This is a genomic window from Leifsonia lichenia, from assembly GCF_054780215.1.
Window position 1 is genome coordinate 542,293 of record NZ_BAAGWT010000002.1, and the last position, 19,637, is coordinate 561,929.

At 68.8% G+C, this 19,637-nt stretch carries 20 protein-coding genes and 1 tRNA gene; 8 read left to right on the top strand and 13 right to left on the bottom strand.

Going from position 1 to position 19,637, the window contains the following annotated elements; all coding sequences use genetic code 11:
- The first annotated feature begins 33 nt into the window (after positions 1 to 33).
- A complete protein-coding gene (locus tag ACYVGI_RS07115; protein WP_055894472.1) occupies positions 34 to 405 on the top strand; it encodes an RNA polymerase-binding protein RbpA in 372 nt (123 codons plus the stop codon).
- Between the two features lie 85 nt (positions 406 to 490).
- Here ACYVGI_RS07115 and lnt read toward each other — a convergent pair whose 3' ends face one another.
- The 10 genes from lnt to ACYVGI_RS07165 all read right to left on the bottom strand — a co-directional run bounded on the left by lnt (position 491) and on the right by ACYVGI_RS07165 (position 10,707).
- Positions 491 to 2,047, bottom strand: coding sequence for an apolipoprotein N-acyltransferase (gene lnt / locus ACYVGI_RS07120; protein WP_460631938.1), 1,557 nt, complete (start codon positions 2,045 to 2,047; stop codon positions 491 to 493).
- Between the two features lie 46 nt (positions 2,048 to 2,093).
- Positions 2,094 to 4,523 (bottom strand): DEAD/DEAH box helicase, encoded by a 2,430-nt coding sequence (locus tag ACYVGI_RS07125; protein WP_460631939.1) that lies wholly within the window; start codon positions 4,521 to 4,523, stop codon positions 2,094 to 2,096.
- A 28-nt stretch (positions 4,524 to 4,551) separates the two neighbouring features.
- Positions 4,552 to 5,304 (bottom strand): twin-arginine translocase subunit TatC, encoded by a 753-nt coding sequence (gene tatC, locus ACYVGI_RS07130; RefSeq protein WP_460632417.1) that lies wholly within the window; start codon positions 5,302 to 5,304, stop codon positions 4,552 to 4,554.
- A 42-nt stretch (positions 5,305 to 5,346) separates the two neighbouring features.
- On the bottom strand, positions 5,347 to 5,577 hold the full coding sequence (tatA, locus tag ACYVGI_RS07135) for a Sec-independent protein translocase subunit TatA (protein ID WP_460631940.1): 231 nt from the start codon (positions 5,575 to 5,577) through the stop codon (positions 5,347 to 5,349).
- Between the two features lie 3 nt (positions 5,578 to 5,580).
- Entirely contained in the window at positions 5,581 to 5,931 is a 351-nt protein-coding gene (locus ACYVGI_RS07140) for a hypothetical protein (protein ID WP_460631941.1), read from the bottom strand.
- 13 nt (positions 5,932 to 5,944) lie between these two features.
- The gene (locus ACYVGI_RS07145; RefSeq protein WP_460631942.1) at positions 5,945 to 6,922 is read right to left on the bottom strand and encodes a helix-turn-helix transcriptional regulator; all 978 of its coding nucleotides are present in this window, start codon (positions 6,920 to 6,922) and stop codon (positions 5,945 to 5,947) included.
- Positions 6,915 to 7,943, bottom strand: coding sequence for a helix-turn-helix transcriptional regulator (locus ACYVGI_RS07150; protein WP_460631943.1), 1,029 nt, complete (start codon positions 7,941 to 7,943; stop codon positions 6,915 to 6,917). The genes ACYVGI_RS07145 and ACYVGI_RS07150 overlap by 8 nt, the downstream gene beginning before the upstream one ends.
- Before the next feature lie 17 nt (positions 7,944 to 7,960).
- Complete coding sequence (locus ACYVGI_RS07155) at positions 7,961 to 8,866, bottom strand: FKBP-type peptidyl-prolyl cis-trans isomerase (RefSeq protein WP_460631944.1); 906 nt, start codon at positions 8,864 to 8,866, stop codon at positions 7,961 to 7,963.
- Positions 8,867 to 8,929: 63 nt separating this feature from the next.
- Complete coding sequence (locus ACYVGI_RS07160; RefSeq protein ID WP_460631945.1) at positions 8,930 to 10,093, bottom strand: tRNA (adenine-N1)-methyltransferase; 1,164 nt, start codon at positions 10,091 to 10,093, stop codon at positions 8,930 to 8,932.
- On the bottom strand, positions 10,024 to 10,707 hold the full coding sequence (locus tag ACYVGI_RS07165) for an HAD family hydrolase (RefSeq protein ID WP_460631946.1): 684 nt from the start codon (positions 10,705 to 10,707) through the stop codon (positions 10,024 to 10,026). Before ACYVGI_RS07165 ends, ACYVGI_RS07160 begins: the two co-directional genes overlap by 70 nt.
- An 88-nt stretch (positions 10,708 to 10,795) precedes the next feature.
- On the opposite strand from ACYVGI_RS07165, the gene ACYVGI_RS07170 reads away from it, so the two are divergent.
- Positions 10,796 to 11,728: a proteasome assembly chaperone family protein gene (locus tag ACYVGI_RS07170; protein ID WP_460631947.1), complete on the top strand. Its 933-nt coding sequence runs from the start codon at positions 10,796 to 10,798 to the stop codon at positions 11,726 to 11,728.
- 91 nt (positions 11,729 to 11,819) lie between these two features.
- On the opposite strand, the gene ACYVGI_RS07175 is transcribed toward ACYVGI_RS07170, so the two are convergent.
- The gene (locus ACYVGI_RS07175; RefSeq protein WP_460631948.1) at positions 11,820 to 12,683 is read right to left on the bottom strand and encodes an undecaprenyl-diphosphate phosphatase; all 864 of its coding nucleotides are present in this window, start codon (positions 12,681 to 12,683) and stop codon (positions 11,820 to 11,822) included.
- Positions 12,684 to 12,738: 55 nt separating this feature from the next.
- Entirely contained in the window at positions 12,739 to 14,052 is a 1,314-nt protein-coding gene (locus ACYVGI_RS07180; RefSeq protein WP_460631949.1) for a M20/M25/M40 family metallo-hydrolase, read from the bottom strand.
- Positions 14,053 to 14,196: 144 nt separating this feature from the next.
- Between ACYVGI_RS07180 and ACYVGI_RS07185 the strand changes: the two genes are divergently transcribed.
- From ACYVGI_RS07185 to ACYVGI_RS07200, 4 genes are all read left to right on the top strand, one after another.
- Positions 14,197 to 14,281 (top strand) — tRNA-Leu (locus ACYVGI_RS07185).
- Positions 14,282 to 14,432: 151 nt separating this feature from the next.
- Positions 14,433 to 15,383, top strand: coding sequence for a cation diffusion facilitator family transporter (locus tag ACYVGI_RS07190; RefSeq protein ID WP_460631950.1), 951 nt, complete (start codon positions 14,433 to 14,435; stop codon positions 15,381 to 15,383).
- Between the two features lie 132 nt (positions 15,384 to 15,515).
- Positions 15,516 to 16,490: a helix-turn-helix transcriptional regulator gene (locus ACYVGI_RS07195; RefSeq protein ID WP_460631951.1), complete on the top strand. Its 975-nt coding sequence runs from the start codon at positions 15,516 to 15,518 to the stop codon at positions 16,488 to 16,490.
- Positions 16,491 to 16,504: 14 nt separating this feature from the next.
- The gene (locus ACYVGI_RS07200; protein ID WP_460631952.1) at positions 16,505 to 17,617 is read left to right on the top strand and encodes a VIT1/CCC1 transporter family protein; all 1,113 of its coding nucleotides are present in this window, start codon (positions 16,505 to 16,507) and stop codon (positions 17,615 to 17,617) included.
- Between the two features lie 127 nt (positions 17,618 to 17,744).
- On the opposite strand, the gene ACYVGI_RS07205 is transcribed toward ACYVGI_RS07200, so the two are convergent.
- Entirely contained in the window at positions 17,745 to 18,272 is a 528-nt protein-coding gene (locus ACYVGI_RS07205; protein WP_460631953.1) for a DUF1707 SHOCT-like domain-containing protein, read from the bottom strand.
- Between the two features lie 93 nt (positions 18,273 to 18,365).
- Between ACYVGI_RS07205 and ACYVGI_RS07210 the strand changes: the two genes are divergently transcribed.
- Positions 18,366 to 18,656: a DUF6504 family protein gene (locus ACYVGI_RS07210; protein ID WP_460631954.1), complete on the top strand. Its 291-nt coding sequence runs from the start codon at positions 18,366 to 18,368 to the stop codon at positions 18,654 to 18,656.
- A gap of 47 nt (positions 18,657 to 18,703) precedes the next feature.
- Complete coding sequence (locus ACYVGI_RS07215) at positions 18,704 to 19,540, top strand: DUF3097 domain-containing protein (RefSeq protein WP_460631955.1); 837 nt, start codon at positions 18,704 to 18,706, stop codon at positions 19,538 to 19,540.
- Positions 19,541 to 19,637: the final 97 nt, after the last annotated feature.

Below are 19,637 nucleotides of genomic sequence, written 5' to 3' on the forward strand. Positions count from 1 at the left end.
GTGCAGTACGCGCGCACAGAGGAGAACCACACAATGGCAGATCGCAGTTTGCGCGGAATGAGGCTTGGCGCCCAGAGCTTACAGAGCGAAGAAGGCGTCGTGTACTCCCCGCGTTCCCGTTACATTTACCTTTGCCCCGAATGCGGCAAGGAGACCGACATGGTCTTCTCCGCCGAGGCCGATGCACCCCAGACCTGGGAGTGCAAGCACTGCGGCCACGAGGCCACCCTGCTGGTCGGCGACACCCCCGTCGAGGTCGACCGCTCAGACGTGAAGGTGCCCCGCAGCCACTGGGACATGCTGCTCGAACGCCGCACCCGCGACGAGCTCGAGGAGCTTCTGGAGGAGCGGCTCACCTACCTGCGCTCTCGCCGCGGCACGGGCGAGCACAAGATCGGCGCCTGACCTCCACGTCACGCCAGGCCGTTCTCACCGCACCGGTGAGGGCGGCCTTTTCTCTGCCCCCGCATCCACATCATCGAGCCCGCACTTAATCACCCTTGGCGCGGCGTTTCGCGTGAATAACTGCGGGCTCGATCGCTTTGCGGGCGGTGAAGGCGACGAGGAGGCCGAACAGGCCGAGCCCGGCGACGAGGAACTCGATGCCCCGGCTCAGCAGTGTCGCGGGCGTCGTGGTGGTGCCGAGCGGCACGTCGGCGACCATGTGGCCCGGCTTGAACGGCGGGATCTCCGCGATCGTCCGCCCGCTCGGGCCGATGATCTGACTGCTGCCGACCGTGGAGATGTTGACCAGCGACCGGCCGGACTCGATCGCCCGCAGCCGCGCGATGGCGAGCTGCTGCTCGTTCTCGTCGGTCTGACCGAAGTCGGCGTTGTTCGTCTGCGCGAGGATGACCTGCGCTCCGCCCTGCATCATGTCGGTGAGCAACTGGTCGTCGACGATGTCGAAGCAGATCGAGATCCCGGCGCGCACGCCGTTCACGTCGAACACGTTGTCCCTGGTGCCCGGGGTGTAGTCACGCCCGATCAGGTCGATGAGGTCGGGTGCGAACGGCCGCCAGAACGCCCGGTCGGGCACGTACTCGCCGAACGGCACGGGATGCTTCTTGTCGTAGTAGTCCACCGCGCCCTGACCGCTCTTCCAGAGCAGGGAGGTGTTGAAGTACTTCCCGTCGCGGGCGGTGATCGTCCCGACGATGAACGGCGCGTCCATCCGCTTGCTGAGCGCATCCAGGATCGCCGCCGTCTGCGGGTCGCGCGTCGGGTCCGGCTGGGCCGCGCCCTCCGGCCAGACGACCATGTCCACCTTCTCGTCCTCGATCTGCTCCGTCTCGGCGATCTGCGAGTTGAGCACCGCATCCGGCGGCGCGTTGTCGAAGTAGCCGGCCGGGCCGTTGCCCTGCACGGCCGCGATCCTCGTGGTGCCCTGCGTCGTCGCGGGCCAGGCAGGGACGACGAGCACCACCGCGACAGCACCCACCGCGATGGATGCGCGCCACGCGCCACGCAGGTCCACCTCGACGCACACCTGGATCAGGAGCGCGACCAGCCACACCATCACGAAGCTCAGCCCGGAGATGCCCAGCCACGCCACCAGCGGCGCAAAGGGGCTCTCCGATTGCGACTCGGCGACCCTTCCCCAGGAGAACCCGCCGTACGGCCAGTTGCCCGACACGTACTCGCGCAGCGTCCAGAGGCCGCCGACGATCACCGGAATCAACACGAGGCGACCGAGCCTGGTGGGCCACGCACGCGGCACCCAGCGGTAGGCGAGAGCGATGAGCATCCCGCCCAGACCATAGAAGATCGCCTCCAGGGTGGCGAGCGCCACCCACGGCAGCGGCCCGAGGTACAGCGCCGTCCAGGCCACATGGAACAGGAAGAACGACTCCCCCGCCACCCAGGCGACCAGGAAGGCGGACCCGGCCCGCCGACCGCGCACCGCGAGCAGCACCATCGCGATCCCGACAAACGTGAGCGGCCACCAGCTTCGGTCGGGGAACCCCGCATCCAGCACCGGCCCCGCCCCCGCAGCGAGGATCAGTGCGAGCCACAAGGGCAGCACGGCGCGCGGGGTGGGGGTCACGAGTGGAGAGCTTAGAGGACGCCGTTCGGCGTTCGCCGCAGAAATGCTAGGCGACGGATGAGTAAGCAACGATGCCGCGCCTGATCGAGTCGAGTGCCTGCCGCGCCGTGCGCCCGACCGGCCCCTGGGCAACGAGGGAGAGCTGGTCGAGCAGGTCGATGGTCTGCTTCGTCCAGCGCACGAAGTCGCCGGCGGCCATGTCCGCCTCCTGCAGCACGGTGTTCAGGCTCGTGCCCTTCGCCCACGCGTGCATCGCCATCGCCAGGCTGGTCGACGGCGGTTCGCTGCCCGAGAGCCGGTTCTCCCTCTCCAGGTCGTCCAGGCGGCTCCAGATGTCGATGGTCTTGTCCAGGGCCGGCCGGAACGCCCCGCGCGGAAGGCTGCGCTCGTGCGCGAGGCCCTCGTCGCGGCGCGGCTCGAAGACCAGGGCGCACGCCATCGCGGCGAGGCTCGGCGCATCCAGTTGATTCCAGATGTTCCTGCGCAGGCACTCGGCCACGAGGAGGTCGCGTTCGCCGTAGATGCGCTTGAGGGTGCGGCCGTGCACCGTGAGGGCCGTGACGTCGTCCTCGCGGGTCAGGTATCCGAGCTCCAGGAGCACGTCCGAGACGCGGTCGAAGACCTTGGCCACGGCTCCGGTCCTCGACCGGATCTGCGAGCTCAGCGCATCCGTCTCCCGCTTCAGCTTCCACCAGCGCTCCGCCCAGCGGGCGTGCTTCTCCCTGTCCGGGCAGCGGTGGCAGGGATGCTCCTTCATCCGCTTGCGCAGAGCGATGAGCCTGCGCTGGCGCTTGTCGCGGTCGGCGCGCGAGGCGTGCTCCATCGACGCGCCCTTGCGCTCCAGGTCGCTCAGTTCGCGCCGGATGCCCGAATACTCGCGGAAGTCGCCCAGGTGGCAGGTCATCGCCTTCTCGTACCCGGCGAGCGACTCCTCCTGCTGGCGCACCTTGCGCGCCAGGTCGACCACGGCACGGTCGGCCTGGAACTGCGCGAACGACGACTCCAGGATCTCCCTGGTGCGCTCGCGCCCGAACTGGTCGATGAGGTTCACGGCCATGTTGTACGTGGGCCGGAAACTGGAGTTGAGCGGGTAGCTGCGGCGGGACGCGAGCGAGGCGACGGCCTGCGGGTCGAGGCCGTCCTGCCACTGGATGACGGAGTGCCCCTCGACGTCGATGCCGCGGCGGCCGGCACGCCCGGTGAGCTGGGTGTACTCCCCCGGCGTGATCGGCACGCGCGCCTCGCCGTTGAACTTCTCCAGCTTCTCGAGGACGACCGTCCTGGCGGGCATGTTGATGCCCAGCGCAAGGGTCTCCGTCGCGAACACGACCTTGACCAGCTTGCGCCGGAACAGCTCCTCCACGACCTCCTTGAACGCGGGCAGCATCCCGGCGTGGTGCGCAGCGACACCGCGCTCCAGCCCTTCCAGCCACTCCCAGTAGCCGAGCACCGCCAGATCCTCGTCCAGCAGGGTCCTGCAGCGCTCCTCGACGATCGCGCGGATCTCGTCGCGCTCGTGCGCCTCGGTGAGCTTCACGCCGGAGCGGAGGGTCTGGCGCACGGCCTGATCGCACCCGTTGCGGCTGAAGATGAAGAAGATGGCCGGGAGCAGATTGTGCTCGCCGAGCAGTTTGACCAGGTCGGCCCTGTCCATCCGGTAGGTGTCCGGCCGGCCGCCGCGGGAGTGGTAGCGGCCCACATCCCGCATCTGCCTGCTGCTCAGCACGCGGCCGCCGTAGCGCGCCATCTGCACCAGCTCCGGGTTCACCCGGTTGGTCGCGGCGAGCCCGGACGAGTCGAACAGGTCGATCAGCTTCGACCGCATCAGGATGTGCTGCTCCAGCGGCACAGGGCGCTCCTCGGACACGATCACGTCCGTGTCACCGCGCACCGCCTGGAGCCAGTCGCCGAACTCCTCCGCGTTCGACACCGTGGCGCTCAGCGACACCATCCGCACCGCCTGGGGAAGGTGGATGATGACCTCCTCCCACACGGCGCCGCGGAAACGGTCGGCCAGGTAGTGCACCTCGTCCATCACCACGTAGGCGAGATCGGCGAGGAGGTCGGAGTCGGCGTAGAGCATGTTGCGCAGCACCTCGGTCGTCATCACGACGATGCGGGCATGCGAGTTGATGTTGGTGTCTCCGGTCAGCAGACCGACGGACTCCGAGCCGTACTCCTCCACCAGCTCCTGGAACTTCTGGTTGCTCAGCGCCTTCATCGGAGCCGTGTAGAAGACCTTCGCGCTCGCCTCGCGCATCGCGAGGAACACGGCGAACTCGGCGACGATCGTCTTGCCCGCGCCGGTCGGGGCGGCGACGAGTACGCTCCTGCCCGCCTCCAGGCTCGCGCACGCCTCGCGCTGGAACGGGTCGAGGTCGAACCTGAGCCGTTCGCGGAAGGCCTCGACAAGAGGTTGGCGCGTGCGCGTGCGCGACGCCGCATAGCGTTCGGCCGGGGTGAGCTGATCGGTCACACGCACAAGCCTATGCCGCGCACACCGGCTATGCCGCCAGTTCCGCCTCCAGGCGATCGGCGACCTTCGCCGCGCGCCGATCGTGCAGCCAGGCAACGCACCACGCCGCCAGATACAGCACCACCATGGGCACGGCGAGCAGGAACATCGAGAGCACGTCGGCGGCGGGCGTTGCGATGGCCGTGAACAGCGCGATCAGGATGATGGCCCAGCGCCACGACCTGATGATCGAGGATGCGCTCAGCACGCCGACGAAGTTCAGCAGCACCAGGAACACGGGCAGCACGAAAGCCACGCCGACCGCCAGCGACAGCTTCAGGATGAAGTCGAAGTACGTCTTCGCGGAGATGATCGCGGAGTCGTCGGACGGCGCGAAGCTGGTGAGCAGCGACACGATGTGCGGGACCAGCAGCCAGCCGACGTATGCGCCGATGAGGAACAGCGGAACGGCGGTGAAGAAGAACCCCAGACCGTACTTGAGCTCTTTGCGGCTCAGTGCCGGGACGAAGAACGACCAGATCTGGTAGAGCCAGACCGGACTGGAGATGATCACGCCGATGGTGATCGCGATCTGCATCTTGAGGTCGAACGCGCCGGTGATGCTGTCGTAGTTCAGCGTGGCGACTCGGCCCTGCTGCGTGGCGATCTCCGTGATCGGGACGCGCATCGCATCCAGGAGGTAGCCGGACAGGAACCAGCCGCCGACGGCTCCGACGAGCAGCGCGATGGCTGAGCGGTAGAGGCGCTTGCGAAGCTCGACGAAGTGCTCGGCGAGCGTCATTCGTCCTTCGCGGTTCTTGCCTCGCTTGGTGGAGGCCACCGACTACGGTTTCGTGTGCGTCTCAGGCGAGGCGGTGGTGCCGCCGTCGGCCGGCGTCTCCGACGAAGCGTCCGGCTTGTCGCCGTCCTTCTTCATCTCGTTGACCTCACCCTTGAAGATGCGCATCGACTGGCCGATGCTCTTGGCGAGAGCAGGAAGCTTCGGCGCGCCGAAGAGCAGCAGGATCACTGCGAGGATGATGAGCAGGTGCCATCCGGTCAGGCCGCCGAGCATGAGTCAATCCTTTTTGATCAGGTATGTGTACCGACGTGGATCGGCATTGACGAGTAGTTTACCGCGTCTGACCCTGGCATCCCTGCGAAGTTGCCTCGCGACGGCCTTGTCGGCACGCGTCTGCTCGCGTTCCGCGCGTAACACGGAGACATCGGCCAATGCCGCAGGATGGAAGGCCGCCTCGTTGAGGTCGTCGACGCGTCGGCTCAGCACGTCCGTCTTCGCGATCAGCGCAGACGCCTCCCTGCCGGCAGCCATGAGTTTGCGGAACAGCTGGACGGCGAAGTACGCGAGCATCCCGAGCAGGCCGAGTACGAGCACGACCCAGATCACGACCCACGACCACCACGGCATGACCCCAGCCTACTTACCGGTAGCGATCCGCGCCCGCGGTGGCCCACGCGGCGACGACGGCGCGCGCCTCCGGAGGGTCGAGGACGGTGAGCACGCCGGACAGTCCGGCGACCAGGCGCTTCAGCCCGTGGAAGTGCGCGACGCGGACGCTCGTGCGCACCACGCCGTCGTGCTCCTGCCGGGCTGCACCCTCCGGGATGTAGTCCTCGACCAGCGGCACGGCGGAGGCGGAGACCTCGATGGTCACCAGCAGGTCGTCGGGCGTTCCCTCGAACAGCGTCTCCGGCAGTGTGACGTCTCCCGGACGGTAGGTGATCGGCTCGTCCGTGGCGCGCAGGTCGTCGATGCGGTCGAGCCGGAAGGTGCGGATGGCCGTGCGGACGTGGTCCCAGCCGCGGAGGTACCAGTCCTGGTCGATCGACTCGATGCGCAGCGGATCCACGCGACGGCGCTCCCGCTCACCGCGCGAGTTGAGGTAGTCGAAGTCGAGCTGTGTGCCGCTCGCCACCGCATCCCGGATCGTGGCGAGCGTCGCATCCGTCGCAGACCCTGCGACCGCGACCTGGCTGGGCGCCGCGGACGCCCCGCGGGCGAGCTTCGCCATCAGGGAGCCGATCACGTCGCGGTCGGCGTTCTCCGGCAGGGCGGAGAGGTACTGCAGGCCGGCGATGAGGGCCGCGGCCTCCCTGGCCGAGAAGCGCGGCGAGTCGTCGATGGCGACCTGGTGGGTGAGGACGATCTGGTCGTTCTCCTCGAAGTCGTCCCAGGCGATGTCGAACAGGTCGCCAGGCTGGTACTGGTTGGTTTCGCCGGGGATGCCGGACACGGCGATCAGTCGCACCGCATCCCGCAACTGGGATGCGTCGACGCCGAAGTGCTCCGCCGCCTCGGCGACGCTCACCCTGTCTCTGTCCATCAGGTACGGCACGAGCGCGAGGAGGAAGGCGAGCTTGTCCTGCGCCTGCATCGGCTGCTTGCGGCGCTCAGCCACGATCGCTCCCCTCGTGCGCGGCCGCGGTGGCGACCAGGCGGTCGCGAACCGCCTGCCGCAGGACCTCCGGAGCCAGCACCAGCACCTCGGGACCGAAGCTCGCCAACTGGTCGGCGACGATGTTGATGTCGGAGTAGTTGACCGTGAGCTGGAACGACTCGCCGTCCCCGGCGACGGGCACAGCGTCCCCGTACCGCTTGCCGAGACGCGTCGCCGCATCCGTTCCCGCGGTCACCTCGATGGTTGCCACGTTGTCCGCCCAGATCCGTTCGAGGTCGGCGAGAGCTTTCGCGGCGAAGTCGGAGCCGTCCGGCACGAAGGTGCGCGCGGTGATCTTGACAGGGCCGACCATGCGCGAGAGCAGGAAGGTGCGCGAGCCATGCGCATCCTGGTCGATCCCCTGCAGGTGCCAGCGGCCCTGGTGCTGCACGATGGCGAGCGGGGCGACCGTCCTGATCCTGGATGCGCTCTCGCCCGGCTTGAGGTAGGGGAACTGCACGATGGCGTTGCGTTCGAGCGCCTGGTTGAGCGGCTCGAACGCGCTCTCCCGTGCCCGGAGCCGGGGCGCATACCCGACGATCGGGTCGTTGGCCTCGACGCCGAGCGAGCGCAGCTTCATCAGAGCCCTGCGGGACTCGCCGGAGAGCGAGCCCTCCTTCCACACCGTGGCCGCCAGACCAAGCAGCGTGATCTCCTCCGGGGAGAACACCACATCGGCGGGCAGATCGTATGCCCCTTTGGGAATGCGATAGCGCAGGAGCTGGTTGTTGCCCGCGTCGCCAGGAGACTCGACCGTCTCCAACGGCACGCCGAGCTCGCGGATGTCGTCTTTGTCGCGCTCGAACTGCCGCTCGAGACTGCTGTTGTCGCCGTGGGTGACGTAGCGCTGCCGGTAGCCCTGAACCGTGGACAGGATCTCGTTCTTGGTCAGGCCCGTCTCGGTCGCGAGCAACGCCAGCACGAGACTGAACAGGCGCTCTTCGACCGGCACACGGGAAGGCGAAGACGAGGACGGAGGCACCCGTCCATCCTAATCGGCTACAGGACCCCGAGGACGTCGACGACCCACGCTCCGGCGGGAACACTGGAGTCCGCCGGGGTCTCGATCACGAGTTGCGAACCGACCTTGGCGCCGACCAGTTCTTTGAGCATCGCCTGCGGAAGCACCTGGTTGGCGTTGCTCTGGCCCGTCTTCATCAGCACCAGGTCCGGCGCGCCGGAGTTCCAGGTGCTGTAGACCAGGTTCTTGTTCTCCCAGCCGACCATCGTGTAATGCAGAACGACCGAGCTGTCGCTCTTGACGGCGGTGCCGTCACCCGCCTTGAGCGTCTCGCTGCGCACCTTCGTCGGAGCCCCGCCGGACGGGATGGTGATGCCGGACTGACCGGTCGGCGCGAGCACGACCGTCGGGAAGCCGGAGACGGACGGACGCACGGCGCCGTTCGCCCGCGGCAGGAACGAGCCGACGACGTCGATGACGGCGACACCCGAGCTGGTGGTGCCGTCCTGGCCGCTGTCCTTCGGTGCGATGGCGATCGCCACACGCGAGCCGACCGTTGCGCACTGCAGGCCCTTGTCGATACCGGGGACGCCGCTCTTGCCGACCGGGATGAGGGTCGGCTGGCTCTTCGTGAACGAGCTCTGCCCGATCGTCGAACCGGACTCGCCGTCCAGCAGCGTGTACTGGATCTTGACCATCTGGCCCTTCTGGACCGCCCCGCCCGTGCCGGTGACGAGCGTCGTCGCCTGCGAGGTCGTGGTGTCGATCGGCGTCGGGAAGCTCACCTTGGGCTTGGACCCGACCGCTCCCGTCGCGGTGATGAGGTTCGATGCTGCGCCTGGCTTGAGCGCGGTGTCGCAGTTCGCGTTCGGGTCTGACGAGCATCCCGTCAGCGTGACGGCCAGCAGTCCTGCTGCTACGACGAGTGCGGTAGCTCTGCGCACGAGTCCTCTTTCGGTGCGATCGGTGGGGTTGTCGGACGACACGGAGGTCTCCGGCTCCCCATGCTAGTTGATGGTGGGGTCGTCCTCGTGCGCCGCGTCGTCCGCCGCAGCGGCCTCCGCCGTGCGCGCCTTCGACAGCTCGGCGCTCGCGGCCGCAGCCCGCACCCGCTTGCGCAGGCTCTTCGGGCTCGACTGCCGCTCGCCGAGCGCGCCTGGCGTCCAGGCCTCGACGTCGTCGTCGCTGTAGTCGCTCTTCGACGGACGGCGCTTCAACTCGGGCAGGACGGAGCCCGGCGCGAGGCGCCTCGCGGTGATCAGGAAGCCTGTGTGCCCGATCATCCGGTGGTCTGGGCGCACCGCGAGCCCTTCGACGTGCCAGCCGCGCACCATCGTCTCGCTCGACTGCGGGTGGGTGTAGTCGCCGGAGGCACGGATCGCCTCGGCGACCCGCGAGAGCTGCGTGACCGTCGCGATGTAGCAGAGCAGCACGCCGCCCGGCTTGAGCGCGGCCGTGACCTCGTCGAGGCACTCCCACGGCGCGAGCATGTCGAGCACGACGCGGTCGACGCTCTGCTCCTCGACGGCTTCCGGCAGCGCATCCTGGAGATCGCCGACCGTGACGGTCCAGTTCTCCGGGTCGTGACCGAGGAAGGTCGCGGCGTTCGCCCTCGCGACATCGGCGAACTCGTCCCTGCGCTCGAACGACCGCAGCGTGCCGGTCGGACCGATGGCGCGCAGCAGCCAGAGCGAGAGCGCGCCGGAGCCGACGCCGGCTTCGACGACGTTCGCTCCGGGGAAGATGTCGGCGAGCGACAGGATCTGCGCCGCGTCCTTCGGGTAGATGATGGCGGCGCCGCGCGGCATCGACATCACGAAATCGCTGAGCAGCGGGCGGAGTGCCAGGTGCTCGACGCCCACGTTGTTCGACACGACGGAGCCGTCGGGAAGCCCGATGATCGCGTCGTGCTCCAGGATGCCGCGATGGGTGTGGAACACCTTGCCCGGCTCGAGCGTGATGGTGTTCAGCTTGCCCTTCGGGCCCGTGAGCTGCACGCGGTCGCCCGCGCGGAACGGGCCGCTGTTCTGCGGCTGCGGGGTGTACGGCTGGCCTGGCTGGCCCGGCTGGCCCGGCTGGCCCGGCTGGCCTTGCTGATCGCTCACAGGAGCGCTCCCTTCGCGGCTACGGCGGCGATGTCGTCTGCTGTCTTGCCGGCGAGCGACTCCCACAGCGTGTGCTCCGCGCTCTCCGGGAGCGCGACGATGTGCGGCACGCCGATGGTGGCGGCTCCGGAGGCGACCGCTGAGGTGAGGCCGACCAGCGAGTCCTCGATGGCGACCGCATCCACCGGGTCGACGCCCAGCAGCTCTGCCGCGCGCAGGTACGGCTCCGGATGCGGTTTGGCCTCCGTGACCTCGTCGCCGCTGACGATCACGTCGAACGCGTCGAACGGGATCTTCGCGACGATCTGCTCCGCCATCCTGCGCACCGACATGGTGACCAGGGCGGTCGGGATGCCGCGCTCGCGCAGGTCGGCGAGCAGCTCGCGCGCCCCAGGCCGCCACGGAACGCCGTCCGTGTCGAGCTTCTGCTGAACCCGGTTCGTGAGCCACTGCACGATCTCGTCCGCGCTGAGATCCACGCCGTGCGCACGGAGGATCTCGGCGGAGTTCCAGAGCCCGAGACCGACGAGCTGGAGGCCGTCCTCGTGGGTCCAGACGCCGCCGAAGGAGGAGACGAGCTCCACTTCGGAGGCCATCCAGTACGGTTCGGTGTCGACGAGGGTGCCGTCCATGTCCCAGAAAACGGCGGCCGGCGGGCTCGGAGGAGTCAGTGAGGTCACGGGCCACAAGTCTAACGGTGACCGGCGGGCCTATCCTGGATGGATGGCGTCCGCACGGTCGTCTGGAGAGGACAGAGGTACATCCACTGTGACTGACGGAAACGACTTCCTCGGCGGCCGCATCCTGGTCGTCGCCTTCGAAGGCTGGAACGACGCCGGTGAGGCAGCGAGCGGCGCCGTCAAGACCCTCAAGGACGTTCTCGACGTCGTGCCCATCTCCGAGGTCGACCCAGAGCTGTACTTCGACTTCCAGTTCAACCGGCCGGTGGTCGCGGACGACGACGGACACCGCCACCTCATCTGGCCGTCCGCCGTGATGTACGGCCCGGCGAACCCCGGCGCCGCCGCTGAGGACCTGGCCGGCGACCTCGCAGGAGACGCCGTGCGCGTCAGCGGCGACAACGTCGGCAACATCTACCTGCTGCTCGGCACGGAGCCGTCCCGGAGTTGGAAGAGCTTCACAGCCGAGATCCTGGATGCGGCCCTCGCCGCCGATATCGGCGTGATCGTCTTCCTCGGCGCCATGCTCGCCGACGTTCCGCACACCAGGCCGATCTCCATCTTCGCGTCGAGCGAGAACGCGGCCGTGCGCGCCGAGCTGTCGATCGAGCGCTCCACCTACGAGGGTCCTGTCGGCATTCTGAGCGCGATCGCCGAGGGTGCGGAGGGCGTCGGCATCCCGACCGTCACGATCTGGGCGTCCGTCCCGCACTACGTGCATAATGCGCCGAGCCCGAAGGCGATGCTCGCGCTCATCGACAAGCTGGAAGAGCTGGTGGATGTGACCATCCCCCGCGGCACGCTGGTCGACGAGGCCGCCGCCTGGGAGGCGGGGATCGACGCTCTCGCAGCCGACGACGACGAGATGGCCGCATACATCGAGCAGCTCGAGCAGGCGCGCGACACCGTCGACTCTCCCGAGGCGAGCGGCGAAGCGATCGCGCAGGAGTTCGAGCGCTACCTCCGCCGCCGCGGAGACGGCCAGGCCGGCGGCCGCCCCGACGAGCCCTGGCGCTCCTGACCCCACCGCCTCCCCAAGCAATCGAGCCCAGCCTTTTTCACCGTTAGAACGCGATTTGCGGTGAAAAAGCCTGGGCTCGATTGCGTGGGGGTCAGGCGGCGAGGACTCCGGTGGAGAGCAGGACGATGAGGAGCGCGCCGAGGGCGATGCGGTAGATCACGAACGGCAGGAAGCTGCGGCGCGAGATGTAGCCCATGAAGAACGCGATCACGACAAGGCCCACCACGAAAGCCACGATCGTCGCCGCCGCGGTCTCCAGCGGGCCGAACACCTCGACGGTGCAGGTGTTCGCCGCTGCGAGTGCCTGCGTGCACGGCTCCTTGATCGACTTGTAGAGCTGGTAGAACCCGCTGCCGAACACCGCGGGCAACGCGAGCAGGAACGAGTACCGAGCCGCCGCCCTGCGCTGGTAGCCCATGAACAGCCCGGCCGTGATGGTGCCGCCCGAGCGCGAGACACCGGGGATGAGGGCGAGCGCCTGGGCGAGGCCGAAGATGATGCCGTGCCCCCAGGTGAGCTCCTTGAGCCGTCTGGTCTTGCTGCCGACGTAGTCGGCCACGCCGAGCAGGATGCCGAACACGATCAGCGTCGCGGCGACGATCCACAGCGACCGGAACGTGGTCTCGATCGTGTCCTGGAAGAGCAGGCCGAGCACGACGATCGGCACGCTGCCGAGGATGACCAGCCAGCCCATCCGCGCATCCGGATCGTTGCGCGGAACCCTGCCGAACAGCGAGCGGAACCACTGCCCGACGATCCGGACGATGTCCTTCCAGAAGTACAGCAGCACCGCAGCCTCTGTGCCGAGCTGGATGATCGCGGTGAACCGGGCCCCAGGGTCGCCTCCCGTGCCGAGCAGCTCGCCGACGATGCGGATGTGCGCGCTCGACGAGATCGGGAGGAACTCGGTGAGCCCCTGGACGAGACCCAGGATGAGGGCGTTGATGAATTCCATGCGGTGCTTTCGGAAGTGATGCTGAACGTCGTGGCTGCGGCGGAGGCCGGGAAGGTCAGTAGCTGCGGAGGAGGTCGCGCAGCACGGACCTGCCAAACACTAGCGCGTCGAGCGGGACGCGCTCGTCGACGCCGTGGAACATGCCGGGGAAGTCCAGCTCTTTCGGAAGCTGGAGCGGCGCGAAGCCGTAGCCGGTGATGCCGAGCTTGCTGAGCGCCTTGTTGTCCGTGCCGCCAGAGAGGAGGTACGGCAGCACGGGCGCGCCGGGGTCGTGCTCTCCGATGGTGTCGACGATCGCGTCGATCAGCGGGCCGCCGAACGCGGCCTCCAGGCCGACGTCGCGGTGCATGATCGCGATCTCGATGTCGTCGCCGACGATCTCCTGCACCTGTGCGAGCACGGCGTCTTCCTCGCCTGGCAGTGTGCGGATGTCGATGAGCGCTTCGGCGGTGTCCGGGATGACGTTGTGCTTGTACCCGGCGTCGAGCAGCGTCGGGTTCGTGGTGGTGCGGAGCGTGGCGAGAATGAACCCCGCCGCCGTCCCCGTGCGCAGCACGACCTCGTCCGGACCGACCTGCTCCGGGTCGATGCTCAGGATGCGCGAGACCTCGGCCAGGAGCTGCGTCGTCGTGTCGGTGAGCTGGATCGGCCACTCGCAGCGGCCGATCGCCACGACCGCCTCGGCCAGCCGGGTGATCGCGTTCTCCCGCACCAGGCGGGAGCCGTGGGCGGCACGGCCGCGGGCGATCAGCTTGATCCAGACGAGCGACTTCTCCCCCGTCTGCATCAGGTATGCGCGCTGGCCGTCGAGGTCGATCGAGTATCCGCCGACCTCGCTGATCGCCTCGGTGGCTCCCGCGAACAGCTCTGGGTGGTTGTCGACCAGGAAGTGCGAGCCGCGACGGCCGCCGTCCTCCTCGTCGGCGAAGAAGGCGACGACGAGTTCGCGCTCCGGCTGCTCCCCCGCTGCCAGCAGGTTGCCGACCGCGGTGAGGATCATCGCATCCATGTTCTTCATGTCGACGGCGCCGCGGCCCCAGAGCAGTCCGTCCTTGATGACGCCGCCGAACGGGTCGACGGACCAGTTGCGCGGGTCGGCGGGGACGACGTCCAGATGGCCGTGCACGACGAGCGCCGGTTTGCCGGCGTTCCGGCCGGGAACGCGAGCGACAACGCTGGTGCGGCCCGGATCGGAGTCGAACATCCGCGGTTCGAGGCCCATCGCCCGCAGGCGCGCCTCGACGTACTCCGCCGCGTCGGTCTCTCCGTTCGACTTCCCCTCCCCGTAGTTGGTGGTGTCGAAGCGGATCAGATCGCGGGCGATGACCGCCGTTTCGTCCAACTGCTCGTCGCTCAAGGCATCCGTCATGCGCTCAACGCTACCGGCGAGACGGCACGTCGCCAACGCTGCGTACGCGCCACGCCCGGGATGCTCGGCCGAGTGAAAGCTGCGGTTGTTTTCGTGCTAATGTCTTTCTTCGGCGGCCGGTTCGGTCGCCGGAATGAAACACCTGTCCGGGTGGCGGAAATGGCAGACGCGCTAGCTTGAGGTGCTAGTGCCCGTATAGGGCGTGGGGGTTCAAGTCCCCCCTCGGACACAGAGAGAAACCCCGGTCGAAAGGCCGGGGTTTCGTCGTTTCCCGCTGGTTCCCATCGAGTGGTCCCGAATTGCCGTGCCACCCGTATGTCGCACGGCGATTCGGGACCACCCCTTCGGCCGAGCGCACGATCCGGTTTACTGTTGCGGCTATGCCGGACACCGCCAAATCGTCGAGCCTCCTCACCGTCGTCATCGCGTTCGGCGCCAACGTCGTCGTCGCGGTGGCGAAGACCTTCGCGGCGGTGCTCACCGGGTCGGCGTCGATGGTGGCAGAGGCCGCACACTCCTGGGCGGATGCGGGCAACGAGATCTTCCTGCTGCAGGCCGAACGCTCGTCCGTGCGCCCGCGCGACGCCGCGCATCCCGGCGGGTACGGGCGCGAGGCGTACGTGTGGTCGCTGTTCGCGGCGGTCGGGCTGTTCACAGCGGGAGCGGTCGTGTCGATCACGCACGGCGTCTCCGAGCTGGGGAACGACGAGAAGGGGGCCGACTACGGGATCGCGTACCTCGTGCTCGCCGTCTCGTTCGTCTTCGAGGGCTTCTCGTTCATCCAGTCGTACCGGCAGGCCAGGCGCGGCGCGGACGAGCGAGGGACGGGAACGCTGGCGCACGTGTTCAACACGTCGAACCCGACGCTGCGCGCGGTGTTCTTCGAGGACTCGGCCGCGCTGATCGGACTGGTGATCGCCTTCCTCGGCCTGCTGCTGCACGAGCTGACAGGCGACGCGGTCTACGACGCGATCGGCTCGATCCTGGTCGGCGTGCTGCTGGCCGTGGTGGCGCTGGTGCTGATCGACAGGAACAGGCGGTTCCTCCTCGGCGAGCAGGCGCCAGAACGGGTGACGCGGGCGGTGCTGTCGGCCCTGCTCGCGCATCCGGAGGTGGAGACGGTCACGTACCTGCACCTGGAGTTCGTCGGCCCGGAGCGAATCTACGTGGTGGCGGCGGTCGACCTGGTCGGCAACGACCGCGAGTCCGACGTTGCCGCCGACCTCGTGGCGATCGGCGGCGCACTCGAGGCCGACCCGCACGTCGCCGAAGCCATCCTCACCCTCTCCCGCCCCGGCGCGGCTCCCCTCCTCCTCTCCCCCGCCCCCTGATCATCGAGCCGGGAGTTATGCACGCGACACGCCGGGTTCGGGCGTACACAAGTCCCGGATCGATGGCTGCGCGGCGGGCGGGACGGCAGATTGCGGACGGATGGTGGCCGGAATCGGAGGGAGGATGAGGACATGAGCACGACGGGATCGCGGACGCTGCAACTGCTCGCGCTGCTGCAGACGCACCGCTACTGGCCGGGGCCGGAGCTCGCAGCGCGCCTCGAGGTGTCCGCGCGCACGCTGCGGCGCGACGTCGACCGGCTGCGCGAGCTCGGCTATCCGGTGGATGCGAGCCGCGGCGTCGACGGCGGATACCAGCTTGCCGCAGGCGCATCCCTCCCTCCACTCGTCGTCGACGACGAGGAGGCGGTCGCACTCGCCGTCGGCCTCCGGACAGCGGCGCAGTCCGGCATCGCCGGCATCGAGGACGCCTCGGTGCGCGCCCTCGCCAAAGTCGTCCAGGTGATGCCGTCGAGGCTCCGACGCCGCGTGGATGCCCTCCGCTCCGCCACCGTCGCCGGTGCCATCCGCCAGGGACCGACGGTCGACGCCGGAGTGCTCACTGTGGTCGCTCAAGCCTGCCGCGACGAGGAGCGCATGAGCTTCGTCTACGTCGCCCGCGACGGGGAGCGGACCGAGCGCCGGGTGGAACCGCACCGCTTAGTGTCGGTCGAGCGCCGCTGGTATCTCGTCGCCTACGACCTCGGCCGGTTCGACTGGCGCAGCTTCCGGCTCGACCGGCTCGCGGAGCCGCATCCCACCGGCCAGCGGTTCCGCCCGCGCGAGCTCCCGGCGGAGGACGCGGCGGCGTTCGTGTCCGCGTCGCTCGGCGCGTCGGCGGAGACGCTCGCGATCGAGGCGATCGTGCACGCGCCCGCCGAACTGGTGGAGAGCCGGATCGGCCGGTGGGCGACAGCGGAGGCGGTGGATGCGGCGACCACGCGCATCCGGATGTCGGCGGACAGCGCGGAGTGGGCGCTGTTCGGTCTGGCAGCAGTGGATGCGCGGTTCGATATCCTCGCGCCGCGGGAGGTCGCCGAGCTGGCCCGGGTGTGGGGCGAGCGGTTCACCCGCGCAGGCGGCGGCGCCGCGCAGCCCGTCACATAGACTGTCGAATCGTTATGACGACTGCCCCCGCCCCCGCATCCCCGCCGCGCGAGCCGAGTCAGGCCGACATCCGGCGCTGGCGCCGCTACCTCGCGGACGAGCGCGCCGAAGCCGCCGTCTACCGCGACCTCGCCGGCCGGCGCACGGGCGAGGAGCGCGAGATCCTGCTCGCACTGGCCGACGCCGAAGGCCGGCACGAGCAGCACTGGCTCACCCTGCTCGGCGACGACGTCGGTCGTCCACTGCGCGGCGACATCCGCACTCGCGTGCTCGGCTTCCTGGCCAGACGCTTCGGCTCCGTCTTCGTTCTCGCGCTCGCGCAGCGCGCAGAGGCACGCTCCCCGTACAGCGACGACGCGGATGCGACACCCCAGATGGCAGCGGACGAGCAGATCCACGAGGAGGTCGTGCGCGCGCTCGCCGCGCGTGGCAGGCAGCGGCTGTCCGGCACCTTCCGCGCCGCCGTGTTCGGCGCGAACGACGGACTGGTCAGCAACCTCGCCCTCGTGCTCGGCATCAGCGCGAGCGGCGTCGCGAACCACGTCGTGCTGCTGACCGGCATCTCCGGCCTGCTCGCCGGAGCGCTGTCGATGGGCGCAGGCGAGTACGTCTCCGTGCGCTCGCAGCGCGAACTGCTGCAGGCGTCCAGCCCCAATCCGGAGACCAGCTCCGCGCTCCCGAATCTCGACGTCGACGCCAACGAGCTCACTCTGGTCTACCGGGCGCGCGGAATGGCTCCCGACGAGGCGAAGGCGCACGCGGACACGGTCCTCGCGCGACTGCACGCCCACGCCGTCGAGACCGCGCCCGTGCCGGTGGTCGGCGAGGACATCGACGAGCACGAAGCGGTCGGCAAGGGCTGGAACGCGGCGGTGTCGAGCTTCTGCTTCTTCGCTTCCGGAGCGCTCATCCCGATCCTGCCGTACCTGTTCGGGCTGCAGGGCACGACGGCCGTGATCGTCGCATCCGTGCTGGTCGGCATCGTGCTGCTCGGAACGGGCGCGATCGTGGGGCTGCTGTCCGGCGCGTCGCCGCTCAAGAGGGCGCTGCGGCAGCTCGCCATCGGCTACGGGGCTGCGGCGGCGACGTACCTGCTCGGCCTACTCTTCGGCGCGACGATCGGCTAGCCCGCGCATCCGGGCCCGCCAGTGCGTTGAGTGGTCCCGAATTGCCGTGTGTCACCGTGTGCGCACGGCAATTCGGGACCACTCAACGCGCACGCGGCGGGGGACGACGGGTGGCTCGGAGGACTCGTCAGCGTCGGTCGCGGTCGCGGCCGCCGTCGGCGCCGTAGACGATGGCGCCGGTGATCGGGACGATCAGGAACCAGAGCCAGCTATAGGCGTAGCCCCAGACCGAGCTGGTCACGAAGAACAGGATCACGGCGACGAACGGCGCCACCGAGACGATCGCGAGGCCCCAGCGGCGGTTGGCGGGCCTGGCGGCGTCGTCCGAGCGCGCCGCGTACGGATCGCGACCGGGCTGCGCCGCATACGAGGGCGCCGCGTACGCTGCGCCCGCACCGGCCCCCGCGCCTCCTGCTGCTCCTGCTGCTCCTGCTGCTCTCCCGCCGTCGAGGTCGACGCCGCCCGGCAGGTCGGCGAGCAGCGGGGCGAGGTCGCCGCGGGTCACGGCGGCCCTGGCCGACTGCACCCGCGTCTGCACCTCGGCGTCGGTCAGGCGCCCCTGCGCAGCGTGCGCCTGGATGGCGGCGACGGCGCGCTCGCGCTCGTCGTCGCTGAGCCGAAGGGATGCGCCGGAAGGATCGGTCAGGTCGGTCATGCAGCCAGTATGGCGCAGGTGCGTTCGTCGGTCGATGGTCGTACACTCGTTAATCGAACATACGTTCGAGCACGTCGAATCGAGGTGAGTACGATGACCGACATCGGCGAGGCCGTCGCGGTGTGGACGACAGACGATGGCATCCCGACCAGGCTGGTCTGGCGGTCGACCCGCTACCGCGTCACCGACACTCCGACGGTCTGGGCGGAGGTGTGCGCGTGGTGGCGCCCGTTCGGCGAGCACCGCTACGGCGTCGGCAGTCTGCCGAGGGAGATCGGCGGCTGGCGCTTCCAGGCGACGGACGAGGCGGGATGCGCGCACGTGTTCGACGTTCGCCACGACAACGCGAGCCGGAGCTGGCACCTGGTGAGGATCTTCGACTGATGGCGTGCCTCCGCTCCCACAGTCCCCGCACCGCTTAGTCTCACCGGGTGAACGACGACCGCTATGGAACCGATGTGCTTGCGAGCGACTGGAAGAACGCCGGACGCAAAGCCGTCCCCCAGGTCGAAGCCGTGCGCGACCTGGTGGTCGAGGATGCGGCGAGCGGCTTCTGCGGCGCCGTCACCCGTCTCGAAGGCCAGTTCGTCGAGCTGGAGGACTACTTCGGCAAGAAACGCGTCTTCCCGATCTCCGGATCGTTCCTGATCGACGGGGAGCCCGTCACGCTGGTGCACGCGAAGAAGAGCGGCGGCGGCAGGGCGAGGACCGCATCCGGTTCGTTCGCGGTGGACGACCAGAAGGCCAGGATCGCGCGCGCGAGCCGTATCTTCGTCGAGGGCAGACACGACGCAGAGCTGGTCGAGAAGGTCTGGGGCGACGACCTGCGGGTGGAGGGCGTCGTGGTCGAATACCTGGAGGGCGTCGACGATCTGGATGCGATCGTCCGCGAGTTCGCGCCGGATCGCTCGCGTCGCATCGGCGTGCTTGTCGACCACCTCGTGCCTGGCTCCAAGGAGAGCAGGATCGCCGACGCGGTCAAACGCGGGCCGTACGGGGCGCACGTGCTGGTGGTCGGGCATCCGTACATCGACATCTGGCAGGCCGTGAAGCCGGCGCGCGTCGGGCTGGAGGCGTGGCCGAGCATCCCGCGCTCGATCGAGTGGAAGAAGGGGATCTGCGCCGCTCTCGGGCTCCCCAACGAGACGCAGGCCGACACCGCGCGCGCCTGGAAGCGCATCCTCGGAACAGTGCGCTCGTTCGCCGATCTGGAGCCTGAGCTGCTCGGCAGAGTCGAGCAGTTGATCGATTTCGTCACCGAACCGTGAGGTTGATTCGGCGTCACTGGTGTGTTTTTCGCGGGTTGGCGGCTAGGCTAACCCCAGTCGTGTGTTTTGCATGTGTTGGATAGGTGCGTCCCAAACC

What these genes read in the sequence shown, in the direction of transcription:
- tatA (WP_460631940.1), bottom strand. Translation starts at nt 5,577, where the DNA reads ATGCTCGGCGGCCTGACCGGATGGCACCTGCTCATCATCCTCGCAGTG.
- ACYVGI_RS07195 (WP_460631951.1), top strand. Translation starts at nt 15,516, where the DNA reads ATGAGCACGACGGGATCGCGGACGCTGCAACTGCTCGCGCTGCTGCAG.
- ACYVGI_RS07200 (WP_460631952.1), top strand. Translation starts at nt 16,505, where the DNA reads ATGACGACTGCCCCCGCCCCCGCATCCCCGCCGCGCGAGCCGAGTCAG.
- ACYVGI_RS07190 (WP_460631950.1), top strand. Translation starts at nt 14,433, where the DNA reads ATGCCGGACACCGCCAAATCGTCGAGCCTCCTCACCGTCGTCATCGCG.
- ACYVGI_RS07140 (WP_460631941.1), bottom strand. Translation starts at nt 5,931, where the DNA reads ATGCCGTGGTGGTCGTGGGTCGTGATCTGGGTCGTGCTCGTACTCGGC.
- ACYVGI_RS07175 (WP_460631948.1), bottom strand. Translation starts at nt 12,683, where the DNA reads ATGGAATTCATCAACGCCCTCATCCTGGGTCTCGTCCAGGGGCTCACC.
- tatC (WP_460632417.1), bottom strand. Translation starts at nt 5,304, where the DNA reads ATGACGCTCGCCGAGCACTTCGTCGAGCTTCGCAAGCGCCTCTACCGC.
- ACYVGI_RS07205 (WP_460631953.1), bottom strand. Translation starts at nt 18,272, where the DNA reads ATGACCGACCTGACCGATCCTTCCGGCGCATCCCTTCGGCTCAGCGAC.
- ACYVGI_RS07180 (WP_460631949.1), bottom strand. Translation starts at nt 14,052, where the DNA reads ATGACGGATGCCTTGAGCGACGAGCAGTTGGACGAAACGGCGGTCATC.
- ACYVGI_RS07115 (WP_055894472.1), top strand. Translation starts at nt 34, where the DNA reads ATGGCAGATCGCAGTTTGCGCGGAATGAGGCTTGGCGCCCAGAGCTTA.
- ACYVGI_RS07210 (WP_460631954.1), top strand. Translation starts at nt 18,366, where the DNA reads ATGACCGACATCGGCGAGGCCGTCGCGGTGTGGACGACAGACGATGGC.